This is a genomic window from Streptomyces sp. NBC_00576 (assembly GCF_036345175.1).
Taxonomy (GTDB): Bacteria; Actinomycetota; Actinomycetes; order Streptomycetales; family Streptomycetaceae; genus Streptomyces.
In genome coordinates this window covers 659,107-684,420 of record NZ_CP107780.1, presented here as the reverse complement: position 1 = coordinate 684,420, position 25,314 = coordinate 659,107, and the positions used below count along the sequence as shown (strand labels likewise).

The 25,314-nt window shown below is 71.1% G+C and carries 19 protein-coding genes; 10 read left to right on the top strand and 9 right to left on the bottom strand.

Translation table 11 applies throughout. The features are described 5' to 3' along the window. Window positions 1–36 precede the first annotated feature (36 nt). Both OG734_RS02940 and OG734_RS02935 read left to right on the top strand, forming a co-directional pair. A complete protein-coding gene (locus OG734_RS02940; protein WP_330285887.1) occupies window positions 37–672 on the top strand; it encodes a TetR/AcrR family transcriptional regulator in 636 nt (211 codons plus the stop codon). 508 nt (window positions 673–1,180) lie between these two features. Continuing rightward, on the top strand, window positions 1,181–2,020 hold the full coding sequence (locus OG734_RS02935; RefSeq protein ID WP_330293542.1) for a hypothetical protein: 840 nt from the start codon (window positions 1,181–1,183) through the stop codon (window positions 2,018–2,020). Window positions 2,021–2,043: 23 nt separating this feature from the next. Here the strand turns inward: OG734_RS02935 and OG734_RS02930 are convergent, their stop codons facing one another. The 4 genes from OG734_RS02930 to OG734_RS02915 form a co-directional block, all read right to left on the bottom strand. Next, window positions 2,044–3,741, bottom strand: coding sequence for an amidohydrolase (locus tag OG734_RS02930; protein ID WP_330285886.1), 1,698 nt, complete (start codon window positions 3,739–3,741; stop codon window positions 2,044–2,046). Between the two features lie 122 nt (window positions 3,742–3,863). After that, window positions 3,864–4,844 carry an ABC transporter permease gene (locus OG734_RS02925; protein WP_330285885.1) on the bottom strand — a complete coding sequence of 327 codons (981 nt, stop codon included), beginning with the start codon at window positions 4,842–4,844 and terminating at the stop codon, window positions 3,864–3,866. Beyond that, window positions 4,841–6,712 carry a sugar ABC transporter ATP-binding protein gene (locus OG734_RS02920; RefSeq protein ID WP_330285884.1) on the bottom strand — a complete coding sequence of 624 codons (1,872 nt, stop codon included), beginning with the start codon at window positions 6,710–6,712 and terminating at the stop codon, window positions 4,841–4,843. Before OG734_RS02920 ends, OG734_RS02925 begins: the two co-directional genes overlap by 4 nt. A gap of 9 nt (window positions 6,713–6,721) precedes the next feature. Further along, entirely contained in the window at window positions 6,722–7,756 is a 1,035-nt protein-coding gene (locus OG734_RS02915) for a sugar ABC transporter substrate-binding protein (RefSeq protein WP_330285883.1), read from the bottom strand. Between the two features lie 342 nt (window positions 7,757–8,098). Here OG734_RS02915 and OG734_RS02910 point away from each other — a divergent pair, with 342 nt between their 5' ends. Together OG734_RS02910 and OG734_RS02905 are read left to right on the top strand one after the other, a co-directional pair. Continuing rightward, a complete protein-coding gene (locus OG734_RS02910) occupies window positions 8,099–9,178 on the top strand; it encodes a LuxR C-terminal-related transcriptional regulator (RefSeq protein WP_330285882.1) in 1,080 nt (359 codons plus the stop codon). 124 nt (window positions 9,179–9,302) lie between these two features. Beyond that, window positions 9,303–10,010, top strand: coding sequence for a peptidoglycan-binding domain-containing protein (locus OG734_RS02905; protein ID WP_330285881.1), 708 nt, complete (start codon window positions 9,303–9,305; stop codon window positions 10,008–10,010). A gap of 37 nt (window positions 10,011–10,047) precedes the next feature. On the opposite strand, the gene OG734_RS02900 is transcribed toward OG734_RS02905, so the two are convergent. The 5 genes from OG734_RS02900 to OG734_RS02880 all read right to left on the bottom strand — a co-directional run bounded on the left by OG734_RS02900 (window position 10,048) and on the right by OG734_RS02880 (window position 16,635). Continuing rightward, window positions 10,048–10,437: a hypothetical protein gene (locus OG734_RS02900; protein ID WP_330285880.1), complete on the bottom strand. Its 390-nt coding sequence runs from the start codon at window positions 10,435–10,437 to the stop codon at window positions 10,048–10,050. Window positions 10,438–10,760: 323 nt separating this feature from the next. After that, a complete protein-coding gene (locus OG734_RS02895; protein WP_330285879.1) occupies window positions 10,761–11,684 on the bottom strand; it encodes a MurR/RpiR family transcriptional regulator in 924 nt (307 codons plus the stop codon). Window positions 11,685–11,731: 47 nt separating this feature from the next. Then, window positions 11,732–13,498 carry an ArnT family glycosyltransferase gene (locus tag OG734_RS02890; RefSeq protein ID WP_330285878.1) on the bottom strand — a complete coding sequence of 589 codons (1,767 nt, stop codon included), beginning with the start codon at window positions 13,496–13,498 and terminating at the stop codon, window positions 11,732–11,734. A gap of 98 nt (window positions 13,499–13,596) precedes the next feature. After that, window positions 13,597–15,552 (bottom strand): phosphatase PAP2 family protein, encoded by a 1,956-nt coding sequence (locus OG734_RS02885; RefSeq protein ID WP_330285877.1) that lies wholly within the window; start codon window positions 15,550–15,552, stop codon window positions 13,597–13,599. A 183-nt stretch (window positions 15,553–15,735) separates the two neighbouring features. Then, complete coding sequence (locus OG734_RS02880; protein WP_330285876.1) at window positions 15,736–16,635, bottom strand: N-acetylglucosamine kinase; 900 nt, start codon at window positions 16,633–16,635, stop codon at window positions 15,736–15,738. A 329-nt stretch (window positions 16,636–16,964) separates the two neighbouring features. Here OG734_RS02880 and OG734_RS02875 point away from each other — a divergent pair, with 329 nt between their 5' ends. The 6 genes from OG734_RS02875 (at window position 16,965) to OG734_RS02850 (ending at window position 25,295) form a co-directional block, all read left to right on the top strand. Next, entirely contained in the window at window positions 16,965–18,095 is a 1,131-nt protein-coding gene (locus OG734_RS02875) for an ROK family transcriptional regulator (protein WP_330285875.1), read from the top strand. Between the two features lie 277 nt (window positions 18,096–18,372). Then, window positions 18,373–19,695 carry an extracellular solute-binding protein gene (locus tag OG734_RS02870; protein WP_330285874.1) on the top strand — a complete coding sequence of 441 codons (1,323 nt, stop codon included), beginning with the start codon at window positions 18,373–18,375 and terminating at the stop codon, window positions 19,693–19,695. A gap of 122 nt (window positions 19,696–19,817) precedes the next feature. Next, window positions 19,818–20,735 carry a carbohydrate ABC transporter permease gene (locus tag OG734_RS02865; protein ID WP_330285873.1) on the top strand — a complete coding sequence of 306 codons (918 nt, stop codon included), beginning with the start codon at window positions 19,818–19,820 and terminating at the stop codon, window positions 20,733–20,735. After that, window positions 20,732–21,634, top strand: coding sequence for a carbohydrate ABC transporter permease (locus OG734_RS02860; RefSeq protein WP_330285872.1), 903 nt, complete (start codon window positions 20,732–20,734; stop codon window positions 21,632–21,634). The genes OG734_RS02865 and OG734_RS02860 overlap by 4 nt, the downstream gene beginning before the upstream one ends. A 7-nt stretch (window positions 21,635–21,641) precedes the next feature. Further along, window positions 21,642–23,360 (top strand): hypothetical protein, encoded by a 1,719-nt coding sequence (locus OG734_RS02855; RefSeq protein ID WP_330285871.1) that lies wholly within the window; start codon window positions 21,642–21,644, stop codon window positions 23,358–23,360. Between the two features lie 84 nt (window positions 23,361–23,444). Beyond that, on the top strand, window positions 23,445–25,295 hold the full coding sequence (locus tag OG734_RS02850) for a hypothetical protein (protein ID WP_330293541.1): 1,851 nt from the start codon (window positions 23,445–23,447) through the stop codon (window positions 25,293–25,295). The last annotated feature ends 19 nt before the right edge of the window (window positions 25,296–25,314 follow it).

The window sequence follows — 25,314 nt, the reverse complement described above, 5'->3', positions numbered from 1 at the left end:
GTGACCACTGATCGACAGCCCCGTAGACTCCGCACGATGAGCGAGAGCACGCCGAACGGGGGGCGGCAGCCCCGCACAGGGAAGAGCCTCAAAGCCCAGCAGCGACGTCAGGAAATCCTGCAGATCGCCATGGACACCTTCGCCGCACGCGGCTACAACAACGCCTCCCTGCAGGAGATCGCCGACCGGGCCGGAGTCACCCAGGCCGGCGTCCTGCACTACTTCCGCTCCAAGGCCCAGCTGCTCACCAGCGTCCTGGCGCTGCGCGACGAAACCGGCATCGAACAGCTCGGCAGCGAGCGCCCCCGGGGCCTGGCCTTCCTGCGCCACCTGGTCGACACCGCCCACCGCAACGCCGAACGGGAAGGCATCGTCCGGCTGTATACCGTCCTGTCGGCGGAGAGCGTCACCGAGGGCCACCCCGCCCAGGAGTACTTCCGTGACCGCTACGCGGGACTGCGCGTCTTCGTCACCGAGGCCCTCGCCGAAGCATGCGAACTCGGCGAGGTCCGGGCCGACGCGAACCTCGAACACACGGCCAACGCGATCATCGCCGTCATGGACGGCCTCCAGGTCCAGTGGCTGCTCGCCCCCGACTCGGTCGACATGGCAGCCTCCACCGACCGCGTCATCACGGCACTCCTGGCAGACCTCACCGACAGCCGCACCTGATCTCGAGCACCGCTCGGCTCCCCGGCTCTACGACCCCGCAGCCGTAGCGGAGAACCCCCTGGCCGCAGGGGGCAAGCGCTCAGCGGAGCTTCGGGGAACTTGCCGGGTGTTGCACACTACGAATCTGAGACTGGGCTGGTCAGGTCGCCAGGCGCCATCACCTACAAGGGTGAAGAGGCTGCCCTGACGGCCGCAGCGGAGGTCGACCGGTACCGAGACTGAGCAGCTTGGCCATGGGCCGCGAGGTCCTACAGGTGGCCAGGCGGTCGCGGTGTACTTCGACATCTCCGACGACGCCTGCCTCGCGGAGCTGGTCGCATCCTGCTCTCCTGCAAGGGGTCGTGGATCAACGGACAGGCCCTGAACATCGACGGCGGCACCGCCGTGCGCCGACTCGCAGCTGTGGCGGCACAATGTGGGCGTGGGCATCCTCGGCGTCACGGCCGTTCGCGTCGCCCCCGCCAGCAGCCTCTTCGCCACCTGCTTCACAGTCCTCCAGGGAGAGTTCATGCCGTCCGCCCGCCCACGGCTCCTGTACGTCACCGACCTGTCCTACCCGGCGCGCGGTCGCCGCTACTGCGACGAGGACATCTTCCTGACCGCACGCCTGCGTGAAGACTTCGACCTCGCCCTGTGCCACCCGCTGGACGCGGCAGCACTGATGCACGCCTTCGACGCCGTGGTGGTCCGCAACAGCGGGCCGGTCCTCGAGTATCAGGCCGCGTACGACGAATTCCGCGAGCGTGCGGCCGCCACCGGGACCCGCGTCTACAACCCGCTCACGGGAAAGGCCGACATGGCGGGCAAGCAGTACCTCGTCGACCTGTCCGCCGCGGGACACCCGGTCATCCCCACTGTCGACCGCCCGGAAGACCTGCACCGTCTGCCGAAGGCCGACGCCTACGTGGTCAAGCCCAAGCTGGGCGCGGACTCCATGGGCCTGGAGATAGTCCCCGAGGACCGCCTGCGCGGCCTGGCAGACGGGAACGTCCTCGTCCAGCCGCGCATCGACTTCACGTACGAGGTCTCGTTCTGCTTCGTCGACCACGAGTTCCAGTACGCCCTGTACGCCCCGCACACCGACCGGCGCTGGCAACTGGAGCCGTACCGGCCCGCCCCGGCCGACCTCCGCTTCGCCCAGCACTTCATCGACTGGAACGGTCTCGGCCATGGCGTCCAGCGGGTGGACGCCTGCCGAGCCCCGGACGGCGAACTCCTCCTGGTCGAACTGGAGGATCTCAACCCGTACCTGTCCCTGGACGCCCTCGACGAGGAGACCCGGCGCATGTTCGTCGCCGCGCTGAAGGCGTCCCTGGCCCAGTTCCTCGACGCCGCGCCGCGTACCTGAAATCCTCGGGATCCGCAGCATCCTCAGCGTTCGAAGACCACCCGCCCGTCGAAGACGGTGAGATCCACCTCGACCTCGACGATGTCGTGCGGGTCGAGGTCCAGCAGCGGGCGGTCCAGCACGCACAGGTCCGCGATCTTGCCCAGCTCGATGCTGCCCTTCCAGTCGTTGGCGAAGTCCTGCCAGGCCGGAGTGGCCGTGTAGGCGCGCAGCGCCTCGGCGAGCGTCACGCACTGCTCGGGGCCGCTGGGCCTGCCGCTGGCCTTCGACTCGCGCAGCAGCATCGCGGCCACGCCCTGGCGCCAGTCCGGCTTGGTGACCGGCGCGTCGGAACTCGCGCACACCCGCACCCCGGCCTCGATCGCCGACCGAACCGGCCACTGGTACGCCGACCGCACGGGTCCCACGACCTCGTCCATCAGATCGGAGATGGTCCACTTGATGGCGGGGTTCATGTTGACCCCGTACCCGTGCGCCGCCAGTTTCGCCAGGCTCTGAGCGCCGATGAAGTCGCCGTGGATGACGTAGTGCCGGGCGTCGGCGCGAGGCGCTGCGGTCTCGGCGTCGACGAACGCGTCGACAACGGTGTCGATCGCCCGGTCGCCGGTGACGTGCACGCCGAGCTGGAAGCCGGCCTCGTGCGCGACCCGGATCATCTCCCGCAGCTCGTCCACCTGGAGCGCGGGGGTGGCGCCGTGCACGCACAGCGCGCCGTGGCCGCCCTCGGGATACGGGTCGTTCATCCAGGCCGTACGGTTCGGCGGCACCCCGTCGGCGAAGATCTTGACGCCGATGGCGTTGAGGCGCCGGGGGTCGGCGGATTCCGGTCGGCGCAGCTCGGCCAGCCCTTTGCGGACGTCGTCGGCGGAGCCGCCCATGGGCGCGGGGAGCAGCAACACACTGATCCGGGCGTCCAGTTCACCGTCGACGACCAGTTGGGCGTACGCGGTCCAGTTGTCGGTGCTCAGCCCGCCGGAGAAGGTCTCGTCACCGCCCGGCCCGAGACCGGGCTCGGTGTAACTGGTGATCCCGCGCGAGTGCAGCTCGCGGACCACCCCCTGGATGGCCAGGCGCCGCTCGGCGAGGGTGGGGGAGGGGAGCCCGGACTGCACGAGCCCCTGGGCCGCCTCGCGCAGGATGCCGGTGGGCTGCCCGTCCGCGCCGAGGTCGATGACACCGCCGCCCGGCGCCGCACTCTCCGCGTCGATCCCGCAGGCACGCAGCGCCGCGCTGTTGACCCATGCCATGTGCGCCGAGAAGTCGGTCAGACACACCGGGTGGTCCGGCGCGACCGCGTCCAGGTCCCGGCGGTGCGGAAACCGCCGCGGATCGGCGAGACACTCCGCCAGATACCCGGGGTCCCAGCCCAGCCCGACCACCCATTCGCCGGGCAGCGCCTCCCGGACCGCCCGCTCCACGGCACCGGCGATGTCGGCGATCGAGCCGACCGTCGGATGACCGACGTCGATGGCGAAGGGCGGCTTCGTCATCCCGTACGCCGCCCCGTGCAGATGCGAGTCGTTGATGCCGGGCAGGACCGTACGGCCGTTCAGTTCGACGACGCGGGTGTCCGGGCCTGCCAGGGCGCGCACCTCGGCGTCTGTCCCGACGGCGACGATGTCCCGGCCGCGCACGGCGACGCCCTCCGCCACGGTGAAGTCGCCGTCGACGGTGAGGACCTGACCGCCGGTCAGGATCAGGGTGGGGGAGCTGTCGCTCACGCGGAAACCTCTTTCACGGAGTTGATGCAGCTGACGCAGTTCATGGAGTTCACGGTGTTGATGGTGTTCACGGCCCCTGGGGTGTTGACCCCGTTCACAACCGACAGGCCCGGCCGAAGGGTTCACCGGGACGACCGGGGCGCGAAGTGCGCGAGCGCGGCGCCGGCCACCAGAGCGGTCCCCTGCGCCATCTGCTGCCAGAAGGTGGGCACATCGAGCAGTGTCAGCCCGTTCTGCAGGCTGCCGAGGAACAGCACGCCGAGAAGCACCCCGAGTACGGACCCGGATCCGCCGCTGAGCGCGACCCCGCCCAGCAGCACGGCGGTCAGCACGGTCAACTCGAACCCGGCCCCCGAGGTCCCGCCGACCGCACTGTCCAGCACGGATGCCTTGATGGCCCCGGCGAGCGCGGCGGCCACCCCGGTGACGACGAAGAGCGCGAAGGGCGTACGCCGGATGCTGATACCCGACAGATATGCGGCCTCCCGGTTGACCCCGATCGCGAAGACATGCCGCCCGGCCGGCGTGAGCGCCAGGAACAGGGCGCCCGCGACCAGCACGAGGGCGGCGATGACGACCGGTGCCGCGATCCCGGCGATCCGCGACCCGCCCAGCCAGGCGAAGCCGGAGCCGAACCCGCTGAGCGGCAACGGGAAGAGCTGCTGCGCGAGCCCGCGTACGGCGGTCAGCATGCCCAGCGTCACGATGAACGCCGACAGCCCGAAGTAGCAGCACAGCACCCCGTTCACCGCGCCGACCGCAGCCCCGGCGGCCAGTCCGCCCAGCACGGCGACGACCGGCGACTGCCCCTGCCCGGCCAGCCACCCGGCGACAAGTCCGCCGAGGGCGAGCGTCGAACCGACGGACAGATCGAGATACCCGCTGATCACGAGCAGCGCGAGGGGCACGGCGACGATGGCGAGGGTGGCCGCGTCGGTGGCGATGCCCCGCAGATTGGCCGGGTCGAGGAAGCTCCCCGTCGATACCTGGAACACCAGCACCATCACTGCGAGCACCAGGATCAGCGGATGCCGTCGCACGGTACCGAGACCGCCCGCGGCGAGGGCGCGCGGGCGCACGAGGACGGAGTCGGCGGTGGTCATACTGCTCCTTCGGCGGTGACGGACTGCTGGTGTGCGGGTTCGGCGGCGGAGGGCTCGGAGGGCTCGGAGGGCTCGGAGGTCTGGGAGGCGTTGTGCACGGCCGACAACAGGGCCTCCTCCGTGAGTTCGGCTCCGGACAGCTCGCCGACGACACGGCCCCCGGCGACGACGAGGCACCGGTCGGCGAGCTCGACGATCTCCTCCGGGTCGCTGGACGCGAACAGCACGGCCGTGCCCCGGTCGTCGGCGAGGGAGCGCACGACCCGGTAGATCTCCCGCCGGGCGCCCACGTCGACGCCCTGGGTGGGCTCGTCGAGGAGCAGCGCGCGGATGTCCCTGGTGTCGTTGATCCACCGGCCGAGGACCAGCTTCTGCTGGTTGCCGCCGGAGAACGAGGCCGCCGGCAGCCGGGGTTGTGCCGGACGCAGGCCCACCGCACCGGCCAGCGCGTCGAACACCCGCCGCTCGGCGCCGAGTGCGCGTACCCCGTACCGGGACAGCGGGCGCACCGCGGGAAGCAGCGCGTTGTCCCGGGCGCTCAGCGTCGGGAACAGCCCCTGCCTGCGCCGGTCCGCCGGTACGAGGGCGATCCCGGCGGCCAGCGCGTCGCCGGGCCGGGCGGCCCTGACGGTACGGTCACCGACCCGCACGGTCCCGCCGGAAGCGCGGCGCCTGCCGTAGAGGGTCTCCAGGATGCGCGTACGACCGGAACCGATCAGCCCGTACAGCCCGACGCGTTCACCACTGCCCACGGTGAGGGTGACGGGTCCGAAGCCGGGGCCGCACAGGCCCTCCAGGACCAGGCCGCCGTCGGATGAGCCCACACCCCGCGCCACTGGAGCGGCGGGGGAGGTCGTGGCGCGGGGTGTGGTGTCGGTGGGGACCCGGCCCCCGCTGGGCGGGAGCATGTCCCCGGGACCCACGCGATCAGGAACCTCGGCGTCGGGGCCCGCGCGATCAGGAACCTCGGCATCGGGGACCCGGCCGGGCCGCGGTCCCGAGTCGGCGAGCCCGCGGCCGGGGAACCCTTTGCCGCTCGGCTCACCGCCAGCTCCTCGGTCCCCGCCAGCTCCTCGGTCCCCGCCAGCCCCTCGGTCCCCGCCGGGACCGGCACCGGCGAGCCGGTCCCGGGAGTCGTCCTCGACCGGTCGGCCCGCGATCGCGGCGACCAGCTCCCGTCGGCTCTGTCCGGCGCCCACCGCGTGGTGGGCGACCCGGCCGTCCCGCAGCACGGTGACCGCGTCCGCGAGTCGTTCGACCTCCGCCAGCAGGTGGGTGACGTAGACGATGGCGAGTCCCTGGGCGCGGAGGTCCTCGACCCGCTCGGCCAGGGCGTCGCTCTCGGCGGTGGAGAGGGCGGCGGTCGGCTCGTCGAGGACCAGGACCGAGGCGCTGCGGCTGAGCGCCTTGGCGATCTCAACCAACTGGCGCTGTCCCATAGGGAGTTCGCCGACCCGGTCGCGTGGTGAGCAGGTCGCCGCCACCCGTTCCAGGAGTCCGGCGGCGACCTCTTCCTGGGCGCGGCGGTCGATCCGGCCGTATCGGGTCCACTCCTGGCCGAGGAAGATGTTCTCGGAGACGGTGAGTGCGTCGACCACGCTCAGCGTCTGGAAGATGATCGCCACGCCCGCCGTGATCGACTCGCGCGGGCTCAGCCGCTCGTACGCCCGCTCGCCGACCTCGATCGTGCCCGAGTCCGGCGGGTACGCCCCGCCCAGGCACTTGATGAGCGTGGACTTGCCGGCGCCGTTGTGCCCGAGCAAGGCGTGGACCTGTCCCATCGGCACGGTCAGGTCCACGCCGTCCAGGGCTCGGACGCCGCCGAAGGACTTGGTCAGTCCGCGGATCCGAAGGCTCACCTCCGTCATGACGGTCCCCTAGCCGTTCTGGGCGAGCAGTGCGTCGATCTTCGCGGTGTCCCGGGGGCCGACGAGCGCGATCGGTACCTCCACGCCGGGGTTCGCCCTGCCCGCGGCGACCGCGAGCGGCACGTCCACGATGGCGTTCGCGATGTCCTGCGGCGCGAGGGCGGCCGAGGCACGGTAGAACGTGCCCGCCTTGATCGCGAGCAGCGAGGGTGCCGCGCCGTCCTGCCCGCCGACGAACGTCTTCGCGTCGTCCTTCGCCCGCCCCGTCTGCTCCAGCGCCTTGTACCCGCCGTATGCCGCCGCGTCCGTGACCCCGAGGACCAGGTTGAGGTCGGGATGCTTGGCGAGGATGGCCTTGGTCCTGGTCAGGCCCGTGTCCGGGTCGATGGCCTGCTCCTGGGCGACCACGTCGACGCCCGGTGCCAGTCTGGTGAAGGCGTCGACCATGCCCTTGGTGCGTTCGCGACCCAGTTCGATCGTGCTGTCGGTGAGGAAGGCGATCTTGCCCTTGCCGCCCAGGTTCTCGAGCGCCCACTTGGCCGCCGCCTCGCCGAGCAGGGTGCCGCCCTCCCGGAAGCTGAACCGGATGTCGGCGCTCTGGTGCTCCAGTGTGCCGCCGTACGTCACCCAGATCAGGCCCGCGTCCAGCGCGGCCCTGGCGAGCGGCTCGGCGGCCTCGAACACCATCGGGAACGACACGATCGCGGGTGTCTTGCGGGCGACCCAGGTGTTGAGGTTGGTCGCCTGGGCGTCGGCGCTGCTGCCGTCGCTGGTTGTCAGCAGGGAGACCCCGTGCTTCTTGGCGGCGGCGGTGGAGAGCTTCACCAGCGTGGCGTAGAGCGGGAGTTGGGTGAACGGATAGTCCAGGCCGATCTTCGTCAGGGGCTCACCGGAGTCCTTGTCGGCGGCGGCTTTCTGCCCCGACGCCGCCGTGTCGCTGCCGGGCGCCGAACAGCCGGCGGCGGCGAGGGCGAGGGCCGCACCGGACCAGGCGAGGAACTGTCTGCGCGAGGCCGTGGAGTCGGCGAACGGGGATGTGATCATGGCGGTGCTCTCCCAGGGGATGTGCCCGTCGGGGGCGGGCTGCAAGGGGTACGGCAAGGGAACTGAGGGATACGACAAGGGAACTGAGGGGTAGGGCAAGGGGCTTGTGACGCTGCCGGTCAGGAGGACCGGCCCGTGCCGAACAGAAAAGACCCCCTGGCCCCGCCGCACCATCCGTACAAATACCGACCGCCTCCCGACCGCTCCCAACCCCGGTGGCAGGGCCGGGACCGATCCCGTCACGTCGGGGTGAACGTCTTGCCCGGCACGGGTCGCAGGCCTATCGTTAGAGGCCAAACGAACTGGCTCTGGATGACTCCCGGCCGGCTCCCGGAGGCGCGCATGCTCAGCCACCACCAGATCGCGGCGGCCACCCGCATCGGCATGCTCACGCGCGAGCGCGACACCGTGTCGGCGTGCTCCCAGGCCCTGGAGGAACTCGGCCGGGCCCTGCCTCTCGACCTGGCGACCCTGCTGTCCATCGACCCGCTGACCGGCGAACACGTCCAGGTCGCCGGCATCGGCTACACCGCCGAGACCTCGCAGGCACTGGCCGCCGAGTTCGTCGACACCCCCTGGTATCGCAACGTCGTCCGGCAGGACGTGCCGCCTTCCATCTCCGAGGACGCCGACGACCCCGGCCAGCGTTTCCGGCACGGCTGGTTCTACGCCGAGCGGGTCCGCCCGGCCGGCCTGCGCGACGCCATGACCGGAGCGCTCCGGCACGACGGACGCCTCGTCGGCCTGATCAACCTCTCCACCCGCGACCCGGACGCCTACGACACCGAGGCCCGCCGCCTCCTCGCCTCCGTCATCCCCGCGCTCGGAGCGCTCGCCGACCCGACGGCCCACACCGGCGACCTGCACGGACTACCGCCCGAGGGTGCGGCGAGCCTCGTCGCGGAGGGCGGGAGCGTCGGCCTGCCGGGACGGGAGCGTGCCCGGGTGGTGGCGGACGAGGAGTTCCGTCCGCTGCTGCGCGCCTTCGCCGAGACGGGTGGCCGACGGCTGCGGCTGCTGTGGCCGCTCGACGGCACCTGGTACCGCATCTCCTTGCACCGGCACACGACGGCGCCGGGGCTGACCGGCCCGGCTGCGGCGGTACTGGTCCACGAGACGCCGACCGAACTGCCGTACGGGCTCAGTCCGCGCGAACTGGAAGTGCTCACCCGCGCGGCCACCGGGCAGACCAACCAGGCCATCGCCCAGGCGCTGTTCCTGTCCCCGCGAACCGTGCACAGCCATATCGAGCATCTGCTCCGCAAGACCGGCGCCGCCTCCCGCGCCGAGGCCACCGCCCTCGCAGTCCGCGACGGTCTGCTGCGGCCGACCCCGGACCACCTGGGCCACTTCGTCGAGCGCGGCGGCGGTGGGGCCGCCGACGGACGCCGTACTCCCCGCAAGCTGCGCCCGTCGCACTGAACCCAGCGGCCCCTGACCGCGTATCACTCCACGGAGCCGCCGCGTCGCCGTACGCGCTCCGTGTGCAGTTCGTACGCAGGAACTCAGGAACTGAGAACTCAGGGACGCAGGGAAGGGGAGCAGAGTGTCGACACCGCCCGCTCCGGGTCGGCCGGAAGGCCGCCGACCCCTGGAGCCGACGCGCGTGGTGCGCCGTCGCCGCACCGATGCATTGGCGCAGCTCATGCGGGAGCACAAGGAGGCGATGGCAGAAATGCCGGAGAGGTACGAGTCCGTGCCCCTGCCGCCGCCTGTGCCCCGGCCCTGGCCCCGGCCGGCGCCTGGCGCCGAGGACGCGACGCAGGAGTTGCCGCCCGTGTCCCGCCGCCGACGTGCCGAACGGACGGAACGCACCGGCAGCGGCTTCGGGTTCGGCCCGAACCTGCGCCGCGTCGCCGTCGTGGTCGCCGTCGGCGCGGCGGCCCTGGTCGGCTTCGGCTCGGCCCTGCTGCTCCCGGGCAGTGCCGAGGGCGAGGAGGTCCGGCCGACACCCTCGGCCGCACCCACCGAGGCCCCTGTCGCGGCCCCCACCCCGTCGACACCGGCTTCGGTCGACCCGGACGGCCCCGGCACCCTCCGGGAGGGGGACAGTGGCCCTGAGGTGACCGAGCTCCAGGAGCGGCTGCTGCGCATCCCGAACGTCTACGACCACGGCGCCAGGACCGGCAGTTACGACACCACCCTCACCGAGGCCGTGGCCCGCTTCCAGCTCTGGTACGGCATCCGCGGCGACGAGAGCGGCGTCTACGGCGATGACACGCGCAAGGACCTGGAGTCCCGTACGGGCTCCTGAACGTCCTTGCGAGGGGCGACCTGACCGGGCGGTGGGCTCAGCGGGCGGCGTGGGTGTCGACCAGGGCCTGGGTGACCGCGCGGATGCTGCGGGCGATGTGCTGGAGCTGGAGCACCTCGGCGGCGTACATCTTGATCGTGTGCTCGATGACCGACTCGCTCAGACCGAGACCGGGCAGGTCGGCGCGGGCCGTCTGGAGGGCGGTGCGGGCGACCCGGATCTCGTGCTGGACCTGGATGTGCGCGTGCCGGGCGAGCAGGACGGGGTGGCGGATCAGCGTGGGGTAGCCCGCGTAGCGCGTCGGCACCAGCTCGCGCAGCCACTTGACCGCCGAGCGCTCCCAGTCGTAGCTGCCGGGGATCTTGACCTGACAGGGCCAGTCCGGGCTGGTCCGCGTGGTCATCGTGGACGTCATGGGCATGATCATCGCTCCGGGAGTGCGGCGTCGACAGGGTGGTGCGACGGATTCAGCGGCCCCGGCCTAGGGGATGGCCGGGGCCGCAACGGGTGTTCGCGCAGGCGGCACCCGTCCGGACACCCGCGGCGCCGACGCGGGTAGGAGACGGCGGCAGCGGGTGTACAGGGCGTGGATCGTGCCCCGGAGTCCCACCGGGACGCGATCCGTGAGCAGTATTTATATATGCCGTCTGCTTTGCAAGAAGTATGAAAAAATTCATGCACAAATCGGGATGAACGCCCATAACACCCCTGCGCTCGGACGAGGACACCGACGAGGGCACGGACGCCGACTCAGTCCCGAAGGAAGAACTGGTGCAGGTCGGCGCTCTGCTCGTACTCCTCCAGTCGCCCCTGCGTCCGCTCCGGATCGGCGTCCGTCATGGCCTGGAGCAGCGCGGCAGACAGCACCGCGGGCCCGGCGTACGAATCGAACACCAGCCGGGAGCCCGTGCCGGTGGCGAAGGCGATGTCGGCCTCGTCGGCCAGCGGGCCGAGGGCCAGGTCGGTGATCAGGGCCACCTGCAAGCCGGCCCGCCTGGCGACCTGCACCGCGGTGAGCGTCTCCTGCGCGTGCCGGGGCATCGAGAACGCCAGCACCCAGGTGCCCCCGGCCTCCCGCGACTGGAGGAGCGCGTCGTAGGCGGTGCTGCCGCCCCGGGTCACCAGTCGGACGTCCGGGTGGATGCGGCGGGCGGCGTAGGCGAAGTACTCGGCCAGCGATCCGGAGATACGCAGGCCGAGCACGGTCAGCGGAGTCGAGCGCGACAGGCTCCGGCCGACCTCGATCACCCGGTCGGGGTCGGCGAAGTCCCGCCGCAGGTTCTCCAGGTTCGCGATCTCGGCGTCCACCGCCGCCTGGAGTTCGTTGCTCCGGTTCTCCTCCGTCGTGCCCGGCGCGCTCGCGAGGGTGCTGAGCGCGATGGCCTGGAGTCTCTCGCGCAGTGCCGGGTAGCCGCTGAAGCCGACGGCCGCCGCGAACCGGGTCACGGACGGCTGGCTCACACCCACCCGGTCCGCGAGGTCCGTGATCGACAGGAACGCGGCCTCGGTGATGTGTTCGATCAGATACTGCGCGATGCGCCGCTGTCCGGGGGAGAGCCGGGGCCCGTCGAACAACTCCCGCAGCCGGGAGGTCGGCGCCGCTTCCACCTCCGGGGCCGTCTTCCCCGAGGTGATCGCGGACGCCTGGGCGCGAGCCTGCTGCGGCGATGGCACCGATGTGCCTCGTTCGTCTCCCACAGCGAGCCAACATAGCTCACCGTTCACCGGCGGAAGATCGTGATCGAGTGGCCGACCTCGTCGACCTCGTGGCTGCTGTGGATCAGCCGCGCCAGCCGCCCCTGAGCCTTGGCGACCGACGAGTCCGACACCACCAGCAGCCCATGCACCTTCCCTTCGGGCTGGCGGCGCGGATCGGACGCGTGGATCCCGTAGTACGACGGAACGCCGCTGCCCTTGTAGACCAGCCAGACCCGCTGACCCGCGTACCGGTCCCGCAGCCGGTCCGCGAGCCGCCCCAGGTCCTGCCCCCAGTCGACGTTGGAGTCGTGCAGCCGCTCGTGCGTCTTCGTCGGTCCGCCGAACGCCTCGTTGGCGTACGGCAGATAGAACGGGAACGTCCGCAGCGAACTGACCGCCACGAACGCCAACAGCCCCGCCGCGGCGACCGGTACCCACCGCCGCCGCAGCTCGAGCACACCGACCGCCGCCACTGCCCCGAACATCGGCACGAAGATGGCGTACCGCACCCCGAAGTCCCGCTGCCCGTCCATGGCCGAGGCCAGCAGCACGACCGTCGGAAGCAGCAAGTAGGGAGCGGCGGGCCTAAGTTGACGAGCCGTCAAAAACACGGCCGTGCCTGCCGCCCACAGCACCAGCATGCCGAGCGGCGTCTTCACCAGGAGCGCGGCCGGCAGGTAGTACCAGAGGGAACCCTCGTAGTGCCGCCCGAAGAGGAAGCCCTCCCAGTGCGCGTTCTCCAGGCCGAACTGCATCCGCATCCCGTCGCGGTAGGCGTCCGGGAAGGGCAGCAGGCTCGTCAGTTGCGCCCGCAGTCCGTGCACGGCCGGTACCTCGCCGGCGGACGGCGTCCAGCGCAGCCGAGGATCGACGACGAGATACGACGCCCAGACGACGGCCACCGCGACCAACGCCACCAGGACCGCGCCCGCGACGGCCCGCGCGAGCAGCTTCAGGCGCGCTCCCGGAACCGCCGTGCGCCGGGCACGCCACACCGAGAGGCCGGCCAGCAGGAGCAGCACGGGGACGGCGGCGAGGGTGTTCATCTTCGTGGCCACGGCCGCCCCGAGGGCCGCACCGGCGAGCGGAAGATACAGCCGAGGCTGCCGCCGCGCCCGCCACATTAGCCACACCGATGTCAGCACGAACCCGGCCGCCGGTACGTCGAGCGTGGCCAGCGAGCCGTGCGCGACGACGTCCGGCGAGAACGAGTACAGGGCCAGCGCCCCCAACCCGCCCACCGCACCGGCGAGTTCACGGCCGAAGGTGAACACCACCAGCCCGAAGAGCAGCGTCAGAACGATCACCGGCAGACGCGCCCACAGCATCAGACGCCAGGGGTCGTTGCCGGACTCGTAGAGCAGATGGCGGCCCACGTGGCTCTGGTCGCCGGCATAGCCACGGTCGAAGTGCGGGCCGGCCACGGCGACCCCGACGGCGATGATCAGCTTGCCCAGCGGCGGGTGCTCCGGGTTGAGACGCAGGCTGTGCTCGTGGAGGTAGACGGCCGCCGTGCCGACGTACACCGGCTCGTCGATGGTGGGCGTCTGCTCCACCGCCGTCGTGATCATCACCACGGCCAGCTGGAGGAGCAGGACGGCCACGGCGAGCGGGACCAGCAGGCGCCGATGGTGTCTCAGACGGGCGAACAGTTGCGCACGTCCGGACGGGGTCGCCGGCGCGGCGGGAGCGGCACCGGGGAGCACTTCCTCCGGAGTCTCGGAGCCGGGCGGACTCCCCGCGGCGGGGGGAGTCGTGGGGGCGAGAACCGTGTGCCGATCGCGCGTCATCGTCCGCCCCGCGGCGACGCCGACCGTGCGGTGGCGGGAGTGATCCGGAGCCGGGCCATGGCCCTACTCTCGCATCAGCTCCCGCCCCGCAGCGTGCATTACCGCTTCAGGAGTCGTACCGACAGTCCTTCCGCCGTGTAGACGGGTACGGCGCGGACCTTGTCCGAGTTCACCTCGATACGGGCGAACTGGCCGCACAGCGACGGAGCGTCGATGACGGGGACGACGCTGCCCACGGCGGGCGGGTTCTCGGCGTCGAGGTTCAGCGACAGGACGCTGCCCTTCTCCAGGACCACCCGCCGTGTCACCCTCACGGCCTCCTTGCGACGGCCCGCGCGCAGTGCGACGGCCAGCGTTCCCGACTGCTGGGCGTACGTGCCGTGCAGCTGGACCGGCTCGGTCACCCGCAGCGTCCCGCCCAGCACCCGGACGTCGCCGTGGCCCAGCGCGTGGGCTGAGGCCGAGACCAGCGCGCCCTCCTTGAGGACCGTCCCGCCCGTGTAGCTGTTGTGCCCGGTCAGCGTGAGCGTGCCGGTGCCGGTCTTGGTCAGTCCGCCCCGGCCGTCGATGTCGTTGCGCCAGCTGTCGGCCGCACCGAAGCCGCCGGCCGCCGCGTCGAGCCCGACGGTCACGTCGGACTCGAAGGAGCCGTAACCGTCCGCCGCGGCGAACAGGTTGAGCCGCCCCCACTGCTCGAAGCCGTCGAGCAGGACGTACCCGGCGGGCAGCGCGGTCGTGCGCAGCACCGCGCGCCGCTGCGCCGCGTCGAGGTACGGCTGACGCGTCTCCAGCAGCACCTCCGCGCCCTTCGGCACGGTCAGCGCCTGGTCGCGGCCCTTGCGGTTGAGGATGTACGTCAGCTTCGGCGTGACCGTACGCAGGTTCGCGTCCCGGTCGGCGTACGCGTCGCCGGCGCCCGGGTGCGCGTAGGCGTACAGGGTGTCCGCCGTCGTGCCCGTCTGCGCCTCGAAGTAGGCGAGAGCCTGGGCGCGCGCCGCGGCCTTGAGACCGGCGTTGGCCGGATCGGCGAGGGCGGCGGCGGCCAGGGCGGTGGCCATGACCCGCCCACCGAGGACGTCCGTGGGGGAGTGCATGCCCGACATGATCCGGGTGTGGCTCAGCTCGAAGGCGCGCGTCACGATCTCCTGGAAGCGCTCCGGAACCGCGTACGCGAACGCCAGCGCCGCCAGGTGGAAGGCGTTGGTGTGGCCGCTGGGGAAGCCGCCGTCCTCGGCCGCGTTGGTGCCGCGCTGGCGCAGCAGCTGGGTGACGACGACCACGTCGGACTCGTACACCGGGAAGCCGAGGGCGTCGGTCGCACCCGTCGGGACGACCTCGCTGTTCGCGTTCAGGCGCCACGGGCGCGGGTACTGGAAGGCGAACTTGGCGGGGTTGCCGGAGGCGAACGGCCCGCGCACGGTGTCGACCAGCTTCGCCACCTGACCGAGGTCCGAGGTGTACGAGCCCGCACCGAGGGCGGAGCCGGCCGGCGCGCCCGCCGGAACGGAGTCGCTGATCGTCGTCGCGGGCGTCGTGTCCGGCGCCGTCGTGATCGACGTGACCGCCTTGGCACCCGCCTTGTACAGGTCGGCCAGCGGGCCCAGCGCGCCGATCATCGCGTAGCTCTGGTGCTGGCGGTCGTAGACGAACGCCTCCTTCGCCTGCGCCTCGGTGCGCGCGTGGGTGATGCGGGCGCAGTAGCGCACGTTGGCGCGCAGCACCTCGGGCATCAGCGGGATGCCGGTGTTCCAGGCGTCGCCGGTCTTCCACACCTTGGCGAAACCGCCGAGAGCCCGGATCACCGCGTTGGTCTCGGGCGTCTGGTTCGCGACGATGTTGGTCGTGTAGTCGTCGACGAACGCGGCGGCGGTCGTCGCGCCGGCCGCCGAGGAGGCCGTCGCGGCGCTCGCCTGGCCGACGCTCGCCCAGGTGATCACGGTCGGGCCCGCGACCAGACCGGCCGACGCGGCCAGTGAGGTCTTGAGGAGCTTCCGCCGGTTCAGGGCGTGCCGGCCCGACGACGCGGTGGAGTTGAGCCCGTCTGTAGACGGCATGCGCGTGCCTCTCTTCAGTTCTTCGGCCGTGCGGCCAGGAGGGAAGGTGGAGCGAACGACAGGAGCTCGATGAGCACATGAGAAGCGCCGGCCCCATGCGGCCTGTGGTGAGGGCGAGTCGTACGGGTGAAGATCTACGGTCGGGCGATGTCCGGCCGGGGTCTGCTCAGCGACCGGGACATGTCATACCAGTGAACGGGCCAGTGCCACGGCACCCTCCACCGGCGGTACCCGCAGCGGCCGCAGCCGGGAACCGGGGACGAGTATGGCAAGTGACGCCAACAGAGCGTCGTGCAGGGCAGGTTGGGCGAGCACTGTACCGCCCGAGACCACCACGTCGTCGACGGGGACCCCGCGTGCGGCGAGCCGCACCACGAGCGACGCCAGCTCCCGGCCCCCCTCGGCGATCACCTCGCCGGCGATCAGGGAACCGCTCGCGGCGGCCTCGAACACCACGGGAGCGTGCCGCCCCCACTCGGCCGAGACATCCGTGGCGCTCTCCAAGGCAGCGCCCAGCGCGGGTACCTCACTCACCCCGAACGCGGATATGAGCCCCTCGGCAAGCGCGTCGGGCCCCTCGCCCCGGTCATGGGCGGCCCAGACGGCCCGCGCCGCCTCGCGCACGAGACCCGCGGCCCCTCCTTCGTCGCCGAGCACCGCGCCCCAGCCGCCTACCTGCACGAGGTCGCCGTCGGGACGCCGTCCCACGGCGACCGAGCCGGTGCCGGCGACCAGCCCGACACCCTTGTCCAGCCCCGCCGCCGGGACCAGCAGTTCGGCGTCGCCGACCACCAGGCACGGCACACCGAGACGTTCTTCGAGTACGGAGCGGATCTTCGCGCACTGCCGGGGCGTCTCACAGGCGTGACCGCCCACGGCCACCGAGGCGGGACGGGCGCCCGTGGGCAGCGCCTCGTCGACCAGGGCGCACAGCCAGTCGGCGGCGGCCACGGGATGGTGCGGCCGCCAGCCGCTGCTCGAACGAACCTCGTCCACGACGGTGGCGCTCCCCGCGAGGGCGCGGAGATGGGTCTTGGTGCCGCCCACGTCGATACCGACGGCGATGGGCGTGGAGTCCTGCACGGCTTCTCTTTCGTCGTTGCGCTGGGGCTGCGACGGTGGGCGAACCGTGTCTGGAGCAGGGAAAACCTGATGTACAGAAGAGCTAGGGAAGCCCCGGGACGGGCCTCTGCGCGGACACGGCAGGCGAGTACCGTGACATTCGTTAGGAAGTTAACTAACGAAGTACAGTGCGTGTCAAGAGGTATCGCGCACCCGACCGCGGAGGTGGCCCGACCGGGCCGGAACGCGGCGGGAAACCGCGATACCAGGGCATCCCATCGCCGCATCCCACGACATCGAGCTACCGGGGGAGCGCGGCCCTCGACCTTGGGGAGACTGTGGAACACGACGTGGCGAAGGCCCTCCGCCTGACCGAGAGCGCGAGCGCGGTGTTCGCCGTGCTGGCCGGGGCGGGCACGGCCACCCGGCCGCAGCTCGCGAGTCTGGCGGGCCTGTCGAAGCCGACCGTGTCCGCCGCCGTGGCGGAGCTGGAGAACGCCGGGCTCGCCGCCCACTCGGGCATCGCCTCCGGCGGTACGGGCCGTTCCGCCGCCGTGTACGGACTCGGTCCCGCGGCCGGCTCCGTACTCGCCGTCGACCTCGGCCCCGCCCTGACCCGGGTGCGCGGCTGCGCCCTGGACGGCACCCTGCTCGCCGAGGCCACCGGCTCCCGCGAGGAGGCCGCCGTCGTGGTGCGCGAAGCGCTGTCCGCGCTCCCCGCCGACGCTCCGCTGCGCACCATCGTGGTGGCCGTCGGTGACGTCACCGCGCGCGCCGAGGAGGGCACCGTGCGCCCGGCGACCGCCAAGGCTGGACCCGTCTTCGACGCGGTGGCCGTGGCGCTGCCGCCCGGCGTGCCCGTCCACCTGGAGAACAACGTCAACTGCGCCGCGCTCGCCGAGCTGCACGAGGGCGCGGCGCGCGGCCGGCACACCTTCGGCTATCTGCGGATCGGTGTCGGTATCGGTCTCGGCATCGTCGTGGGGGGCCACGTGCTGGCCGGGGCGAACAGGGCGGCCGGAGAGCTCGCCCGGCTGCCCTACCCCTGGGACGACGACCTGCAGCCCCGCCGCGAGGCCCTGGAGGAGTACATCGGCGCCCACTCCCTGCTGAGCCGGGCCGCCCAGGCCTGGCCGGAATCCGACGGCTCGTGCCCCCGTACCGCCGAGCAGCTGTTTTCGCTGGCCGGACAGGGCGGCGCCACGGCCCGCGCGATCATCGACCGGCACGCGGTGGACGTGGGCCGGCTGGCCGCCGCGGTGACCGCCGTACTGGACCCCGGGCTGCTCGTTCTGGGCGGCAGCACCGGCGCGTTTCCGCAGCTCCTGCCCGGTGTGCGGGCCGAGCTGGAGCGGCTGAGCTGGCCCACCGAAGTGGTCAGCAGCCAGGTCGGTGATCTCGGCACCGTGGTGGGCGCGGCGAGGCTCGCGGTCGCCAGAGGAGTCCAAACCGTGACCGAGGCGGCGCGGACGAAGGATTGACGGGTTCGGACTCGGTCTGCCAATGTCCGGACAAGCGCTTTCTAAGTCGGCCGGGACGCCGGCTTGGGGCGAGCCTCCCGCCCGTACTCGACGTACGGCAACCGCACGAGGGCGTGCCCGTGCGGTGACGGCCAGGACGGCCGGGGATCCCGCCCCGCGTGGACGACGCGGCCGGGCGAGGCCGCGCCCCGGAAAGCAACTTCTCCTGCAAACTGCACCCGTGCCGCCTCGGTCGGCGCCGTGCTCTGTCCCCTACGACGAAAAAAAGGGATCGAAGATGACCACTGTGGGTGTGCGGCGCTCCCGCCGACTCGGCCGCGGCGGTATGCGCCGCCTGGCTCCCCTCGCTGCCGTTGCCACGGCAGGTGCCCTGCTGCTCTCCGCCTGCGGAGGGGGATCCGACTCGGGCGGGACCTCCAAGTCGCTGACGTTCTGGATCTCCACGGTTCCGGGGCAGGACGCGGGCTGGAAGAAGATGGTGGCGCAGTACAAGAAGGAAGCCGGCGTCGACGTCAAGCTCGTCAACATTCCCTACGACGGCTACACGACGAAGCTGCACAACGCCGCGCAGGCGAACTCCCTGCCCGACGTGGCGGCCGTGCCGGCGCTGGACCCGATCTGGTCGAGCAAGCTGATCGACCTCAAGTCCATCGCCAACAACGCGACCAACAAGATCAACGCCAACTTCCTGGCGAAGGACTCGTCCGGGAAGGTGCTGTCCATCCCCTCGGACGTCACCGCGTCCGGCATGTTCATCAACAAGTCGCTGTTCGAGAAGGCCGGCGTCTCCTTCCCGACCTCGCCCCAGAAGACCTGGACCTGGGACGACTTCATCAAGGCGGCGAACGAGGTCCGGGAGAAGACCAAGGCCAAGTACTCCCTGACGTTCGACCAGTCGCCGTCCCGGCTCCGCGCCATGGTGTACGAGATGGGCGGGCAGTACGTCCACGCGGACGACTCCGGCAAGTTCTCGGTGGACGCGGCGACCAAGAAGGCCGTCAACACCTTCGTCGGATGGAACGACGACAAGACCATGCCGAAGTCGGTGTGGACCAGCGGCGCCGACCCGTCGGCCATGTTCCAGAGCGGTGACGTGGTCGCCTACTGGTCCGGCGTGTGGCAGGTGCCCGCCTTCGCGGAGAGCATCAAGAAGTTCGAGTGGGCGAGCGTCCCGACCCCCGCGCAGCCGGTGCAGGCCAGTGACGTCAACAGTGGTGGCCTGACGGTGGGCTTCAACAACAACGCCGACGCGTCCGCCGCCGCGACGAAGTTCCTGTCCTGGCTGTACGAGCCGGCCCACTACCAGGCGCTGTGCGAGGCGTCCGGGTTCCTGCCGGTCGAGAGCGGTCTGAACCCGAAGTACCCCTTCAAGTCCGAGGCGGCGCAGGCGGCGTACAAGCTGTACAACGAGTCGATCCCGCTCTACGCCCCGATCTCCGGCTACTTCAGTGGCGCGCAGACGAACTGGGTGCTGAAGGGCAAGACCCTCACCGAGGACCCGACCAAGACGGAACTCGGCAAGGCGATCAACGGCCAGCAGTCGGCCGACAAGGCCCTGGAGAACATCGTGGCCGGCTACAACCAGCAGGTCGGCGGCTGATCGCAGGCCAGTGGGCCGGGCGGCGGGGTCGAGACACCGCCGCCCGGCCCGGGCGCCCGCGCAACGCCGGGCTCATGGCGTGAGCCCACCGGAATCCATTCCACCAGCACGGAGTCAGGAAGATGACAAAACGCGCCTCGGCCGTGTCCGCGAGCCCGCCCAGGAGCAGGAGACGCAGTAAGTACACCCTTGCGCCGCTCGTCCTCATCGCGGCCAATGTCGTGCTCTTCTCGCTGTTCTTCGTCTGGCCGGCGGTGATCGGGCTCGTCTACTCCTTCACGAACTACACGGGTGTGGGGGCGTTCCAGTACATCGGACTGGACAACTACCACAACCTGTTCGGGGACTCCACCTTCTACGACGCGCTGAGCCGGACGCTGCTGTACGCCGTGCTCTTCGTACCGCTGAACTTCGGGCTCTCGCTGCTCGCCGCCAACCTGGTGGTGAACAAGCACGCCAAGGGCGCGTCGGTAGCCCGCGTCGTCTTCTTCATCCCGTGGCTTCTGTCGCCCATCGTCGTGGGTGTCCTGTGGCGGTGGCTGTTCGGTGAGAACTTCGGACTGGTCAACTACGTCATCGAGAAGTTCGGCGGAAGTGCCGTTCCGTGGCAGTCGAACGCGGACCTGTCGTTGATAGTGGTGGTGATGGCGGCATCCTGGGCCTGGACGGGTTTCTCGATGCTGCTGTTCATCGCGGCGATCAAGAACGTACCGGTGTCGTACTACGAGGCGGCCTCGCTCGACGGCGCCGGCCCATGGCGCCAGTTCATCAGCATCACGCTGCCGAGCATCGCGCCCACCTCGTTCATCGTCATCCTGCTCAACACGATCAACGCGATGAAGGAATACCCGGTGTTCGTCGCCCTCAACAACGGCGGACCCGGCACATCGAACAACCTGCTCGTCCAGTACATCTATGAGACCGGCTTCAAACGGGGCCAGATCGGCTACGCGAGCGCCGCGTCGTTCGTGCTCATGCTCATCCTGATGGCCGTCGCGATCATCCAGCTGATCGTCAACCGGCGGGTGGAGAACCGATGACAACCACAGACATGCCACGCCCGGTCGACTCCGATCCCAAACGGTCCGTCTCCAAGAAGCGGCCCTACAAGGCGGGTAGCGGCGGGCTCCGGCGGGCGGTGCCCGCAACGACACTGCTGTGGATCATGGCGTGCCTGTACGGGGTGCCGGTGCTGTGGTTCATCCTCAGCTCCTTCAAGCCGGCCGGCGACCTGTTCTCCTATCCGCTGACGCTGGTTCCGCACAACCCCACCCTGTCGGGTTTCAAGGCGGCGTGGGACAGTGCCAACTTCTCCCAGTACTTCATCAACACGGCCCTCGTGTGCGTGGTCACGACGATCCTCACGGTGGGTGTCAGCTGCTGCACGGGGTACGCGCTGGCCAAGTACGACAACAGATGGCTCAAGGCGTTCTTCATCTGCATCCTGGCCACCACGATGCTGCCGGGCGAGGTCATGCTCGCCCCGGAGTTCCTGGTGGTCCGCAACCTCGGCCTCTACAACTCCTTCGCCGGCATCATCCTCCCGGCGGTGCTCACCGCGACCGGATGCTTCATGTTCCGCCAGTTCTTCCTGACGGTTCCCGACGAACTCGTGGAAGCCGCACGCATCGACGGCGCGCGTGAGCTGTCGATCTTCCTGCGGATCATGGTGCCGATCTCCCGGCCCATCATGCTGACCCTCGCCATTCTGTCCTTCCAGTGGCGGTGGAACGACTACATCTGGCCGCTGCTGATGCTCAACGACCCCGACAAGTTCACCGTGCAGATCGGCATCCAGAGCATCGTCGGCGCGCAGAACATCAACTGGTCGGTACTGCTCGGCGCATCGGTCATCTCCATGATCCCGCTGATCCTCGTCTTCCTGGTCTTCCAGCGCTATGTCATGGGCGCCGACATCAACGCCGGACTGAAGGACTGACCTGACCGTGCCCACCGCGCTCGACCACGAGTTCGTCCGCGCGGCGGCCCGCGCCGCCGACCGGCAGGCCGCCCCGCTGGCGGCCTGCCCCGACGAGGAACCCGCCGGTGTGGCCCACCGCGCTCTGGCACGCCGGGTGAGGACTCTGGTCGCGGCATACCGTTCCCCGGACTCGGCACTGCACGGCAGCGGGCAGGCCGTCGCCGCCGCGATGACCCACCTCGGCGCCCTGCGGGCCGCGCAGACCACCACCGGCCTCTTCGCCGGCGGCGACAACGTGCAGTCACCGCCGGACTCCGCGTTCACCGTCAACGACGTGTGCGACGCGCACGTCCTCGCCGCCGGCGCGGGGCCGGAACTGCGCGACGTCACGGCCGCGCTCGCCGAGATCGCCGGCGCCGCCTCCGGCAGTCTCCTGACGGGTGGGGTGCACACCCCGAACCACCGCTGGGAGCTGTGCGCGGCGCTGGCCCGGCTGCACCGGTCGTTCCCTGACGACCGGCTGCTCGACCGTGCCGAGGAGTGGCTCTCCGAGGGCGTCGACATCGACGCGGAGGGCCTGTACTCGGAACGCAGTGCCGTCTACGCGTCCCTCGTGACCAACCCGTCGCTGCTGTTGCTGGCCGAGGTGCTCGGGCGTACCGACCTGCTGGACGCCGTCGAACGCAACCTCGCCACGACCCTGGACCTGATCAGGCCGGACGGCACGGTGGAGACCGTCCACTCGCGCCGCCAGGACCAGAAGCTTTCGTTCCCGCTGTGGCCCTACCTGCCGCACTACCGGCTGCTCGCGATCCGCACCGGCCGGGGCGACTTCGCCCGGGTGGCGCGGCTGGCGGCCGCCGACGGCATCGACGACCCCGACCTGCTCGCCGAGACCCTCCTCACCCCGGACCTGTGCCGCGCCCTGCCGGCCCCGGACGCGGAGAAGCTCCCGCGCGACCGGTACCTCCCCACCGCACGCCTCGCCGCACACGCCTCGGCCACCGCGCACACGGTGGTGTACGGCGGCTCCGACGTGCCCGAGCACCGGCGCATCCGCTCGGGCCTCGCCTGCAACCCCACCTTCCTGCGCATGTTCGCCGGTGCCGCCGTCCTCGACGCGGTCCGCCTCTCGCGGGTGTTCTTCGACCTGGGCCCGTTCCGCGCCGCCGACATGGAACAGCTCGCCGACAACCGATACCGGCTCACCCAAACCCTCACGACCGCCTACTACCAGCCGCTCCCGAAGGACCGAAGGCGCGACGACGGCGCCTACCGCCTGGTGGACGAGGGCCGCTTCTCCGCGGCGATGGCCTTCCCCGACCGCCCTCAGGACGAGGTCTCCCACACGACCCGAGTCGAGGTCGACCTGCGGGAGGACGGGGCCGACCTGCGGATCGACATCAGCGGCCCACCGGTGCCCTGGGCCCTCGAACTGACCTTCCGGCCGGGCGGCGAGCCGCAGGGCGCCGTACCGATCGGCGACGGACGCTGGTGCCTGACGGACGGGCCGTTGACCTATCGGGCCGGTGGCGACGAGATCCGGGTCGAGGCCGCCGTCGAGACGGGCGAACCGCTCGCCGGACCGGACCGGAGCGACGTACTGCGCTACGACCCGGGCCAGGACCACACCGTGGTGGGCGGCACCGACGCGACGACCGGGAACCGCGTGTACCTCGGTGGACACGGCCCGAACACACTGACTGTCGCGCTGCGAGCCCGCCGGCCCGCACCTGTCGTGTGACTCCGATGACGATGACTCCGACGAACCACACCATGGCCACCCCAGGCATGAAGGGCTGATCCCGTGCACCTCACGTCCCCTCCCGTGCACCTCACGCACCAGCGCGGACCCCTGCACGACCTGCCCGACAGCCCCGAGGCGTACGACGCCCTCCTGACCGCCGTCGTGGGTGAGGCGCTCACTCGCCTCACCCGCGACGGCAACCTCGAACACCCCGCCGCCACCGACGACATCGGCGACACGTCTCTCGGGATCACCTCGCTCCTGGCCCTCGCCTGGCAGCGCGGCAAGGACCCGCGCCTGCCCGAGGCGGTGGCCCGCAGTCTCGCCTTCCACCTCCGGCAGCGGGTCTACACCGAGGACAACCCCGGCTACCCGAACCTGAGAGTCCGCAACTCCGGTCTCCCGTACGCCCGTTACGTACTGGAGTCCGGCGCCCACCCGATCGGCGACTGGCCGAGCACGGTGTGGGCGCTGCTCCAGGCGGTGAACGTCCTGGACGCGGCGGAGGGACTCGTCGCCGACGAACAGCGCGCGGAACTGGTCGAGTTGGCGCACGGCTACTGGCGCTGGCTGACCGAGGCGACCTTCTTCAACCCGCAGGAGGCCGGCAACCAGGCCATCGGCTGCATCGTCGGCGGCCTGATGCTGGCGTCCCATCTCCGCCCGGAAGACGGCGAGTCGGTGCGCTCGCGCGCGATCTCGTTGTACGTCGACAAGATCCGCGCCCACCGGGTGAGCGACCGGGGCGCGGCGCTGCCGCCCGAGCACGGCGGCGCCTACGACAACAACTACGGCCCGATCTCCCTCTCCTTCCTGGCCCAGGCCCACCGGGTCAGCGGCGAGGAGATCTTCGCCGAGGACGGCGAGGCGCTGGCCCGCTATCTCGACGCCCGTCTGACGAACGGCGGCTACGACAACGGCGGCCCCCGCTACAGCGAACAGCACTCCGCCTTCGAATCGGTCCTCGGCCTGCGCTACTTCGGCCACCGCATCGGCGCCGACCTCGGCCGCTACCGGGGCGACAGCCGCTGGGCCCGCCACGCGGTCAAGCAGGACGGCGGCATCGACGGCCACTTCGCGTGGATGCTGGTCTGGCAGATCCAGGACACCACCCCCTGGCGCCGCACGCCTTCGACCGAACCACAGCGTCACCAACTCCGCGCAGGCACGGTCTCGGTGGCCTTCGACGACAAGATGACCCCGTCGCTGGTCGAGGCGGCGGGCACGTACTACCTCCCGGCGGCGGTCGACCGCCAGCACGGCTTCGGCCCGGTGACGGACGGCTTCCTCCTCTGCCGCCCGATGGGCGAGGTCCGCGTCCGCGACGTCCGCACCGACGGCCTCGCGGCCAAGCTGGTCACCAAGCCGGTCGTCGGCCGCGACCACGTCCTGCGCCACCTCCGGTCCCTGTACGTCACGGACGGCACGACCCTGTGGGTCACGGTTGCCGTCGAACACCTCGACGGCACCCCGTACCTGCTCGCAGGACTGCCGTACGCCACGGACGACGGCGACCGGGTCCGCAGGACCGCGGAAGTCGGCGCCGTGACCTCTGCGGGCCCCCTGCGTCTGACACACCCCCGGGCGAAGGGCGCGGACCACTTCGACGCCCGCACGCAGACGACCCAGGAGCAGGCGGCCTTCGCCCTCGCGGCCGACCCGCGCGGTTACGGCAACCCCGACGAGGGCTGGCGCCACCTGGTCAGCTCCACGGCACTGGAGGCCGACCCGGCCCCCGGCGCACCGGAGGGGCTGAGCGTCTTCGCCGTACGGTACGGCGACGGTGACGGCGGCGCCGAGTTCGCGCCGGTCCTCGAGGCGACGCCGGAAGGCCTGAAGGTGCGCACCGAGGCGTTCACGGCTGTGATCGGCGAGGTGGCGGGCGACGCCCACGGCGAACCGGAGCTGACGCTCGCCGGCCGGGAAGGCTGAGCGGGACCGCACCGGACGT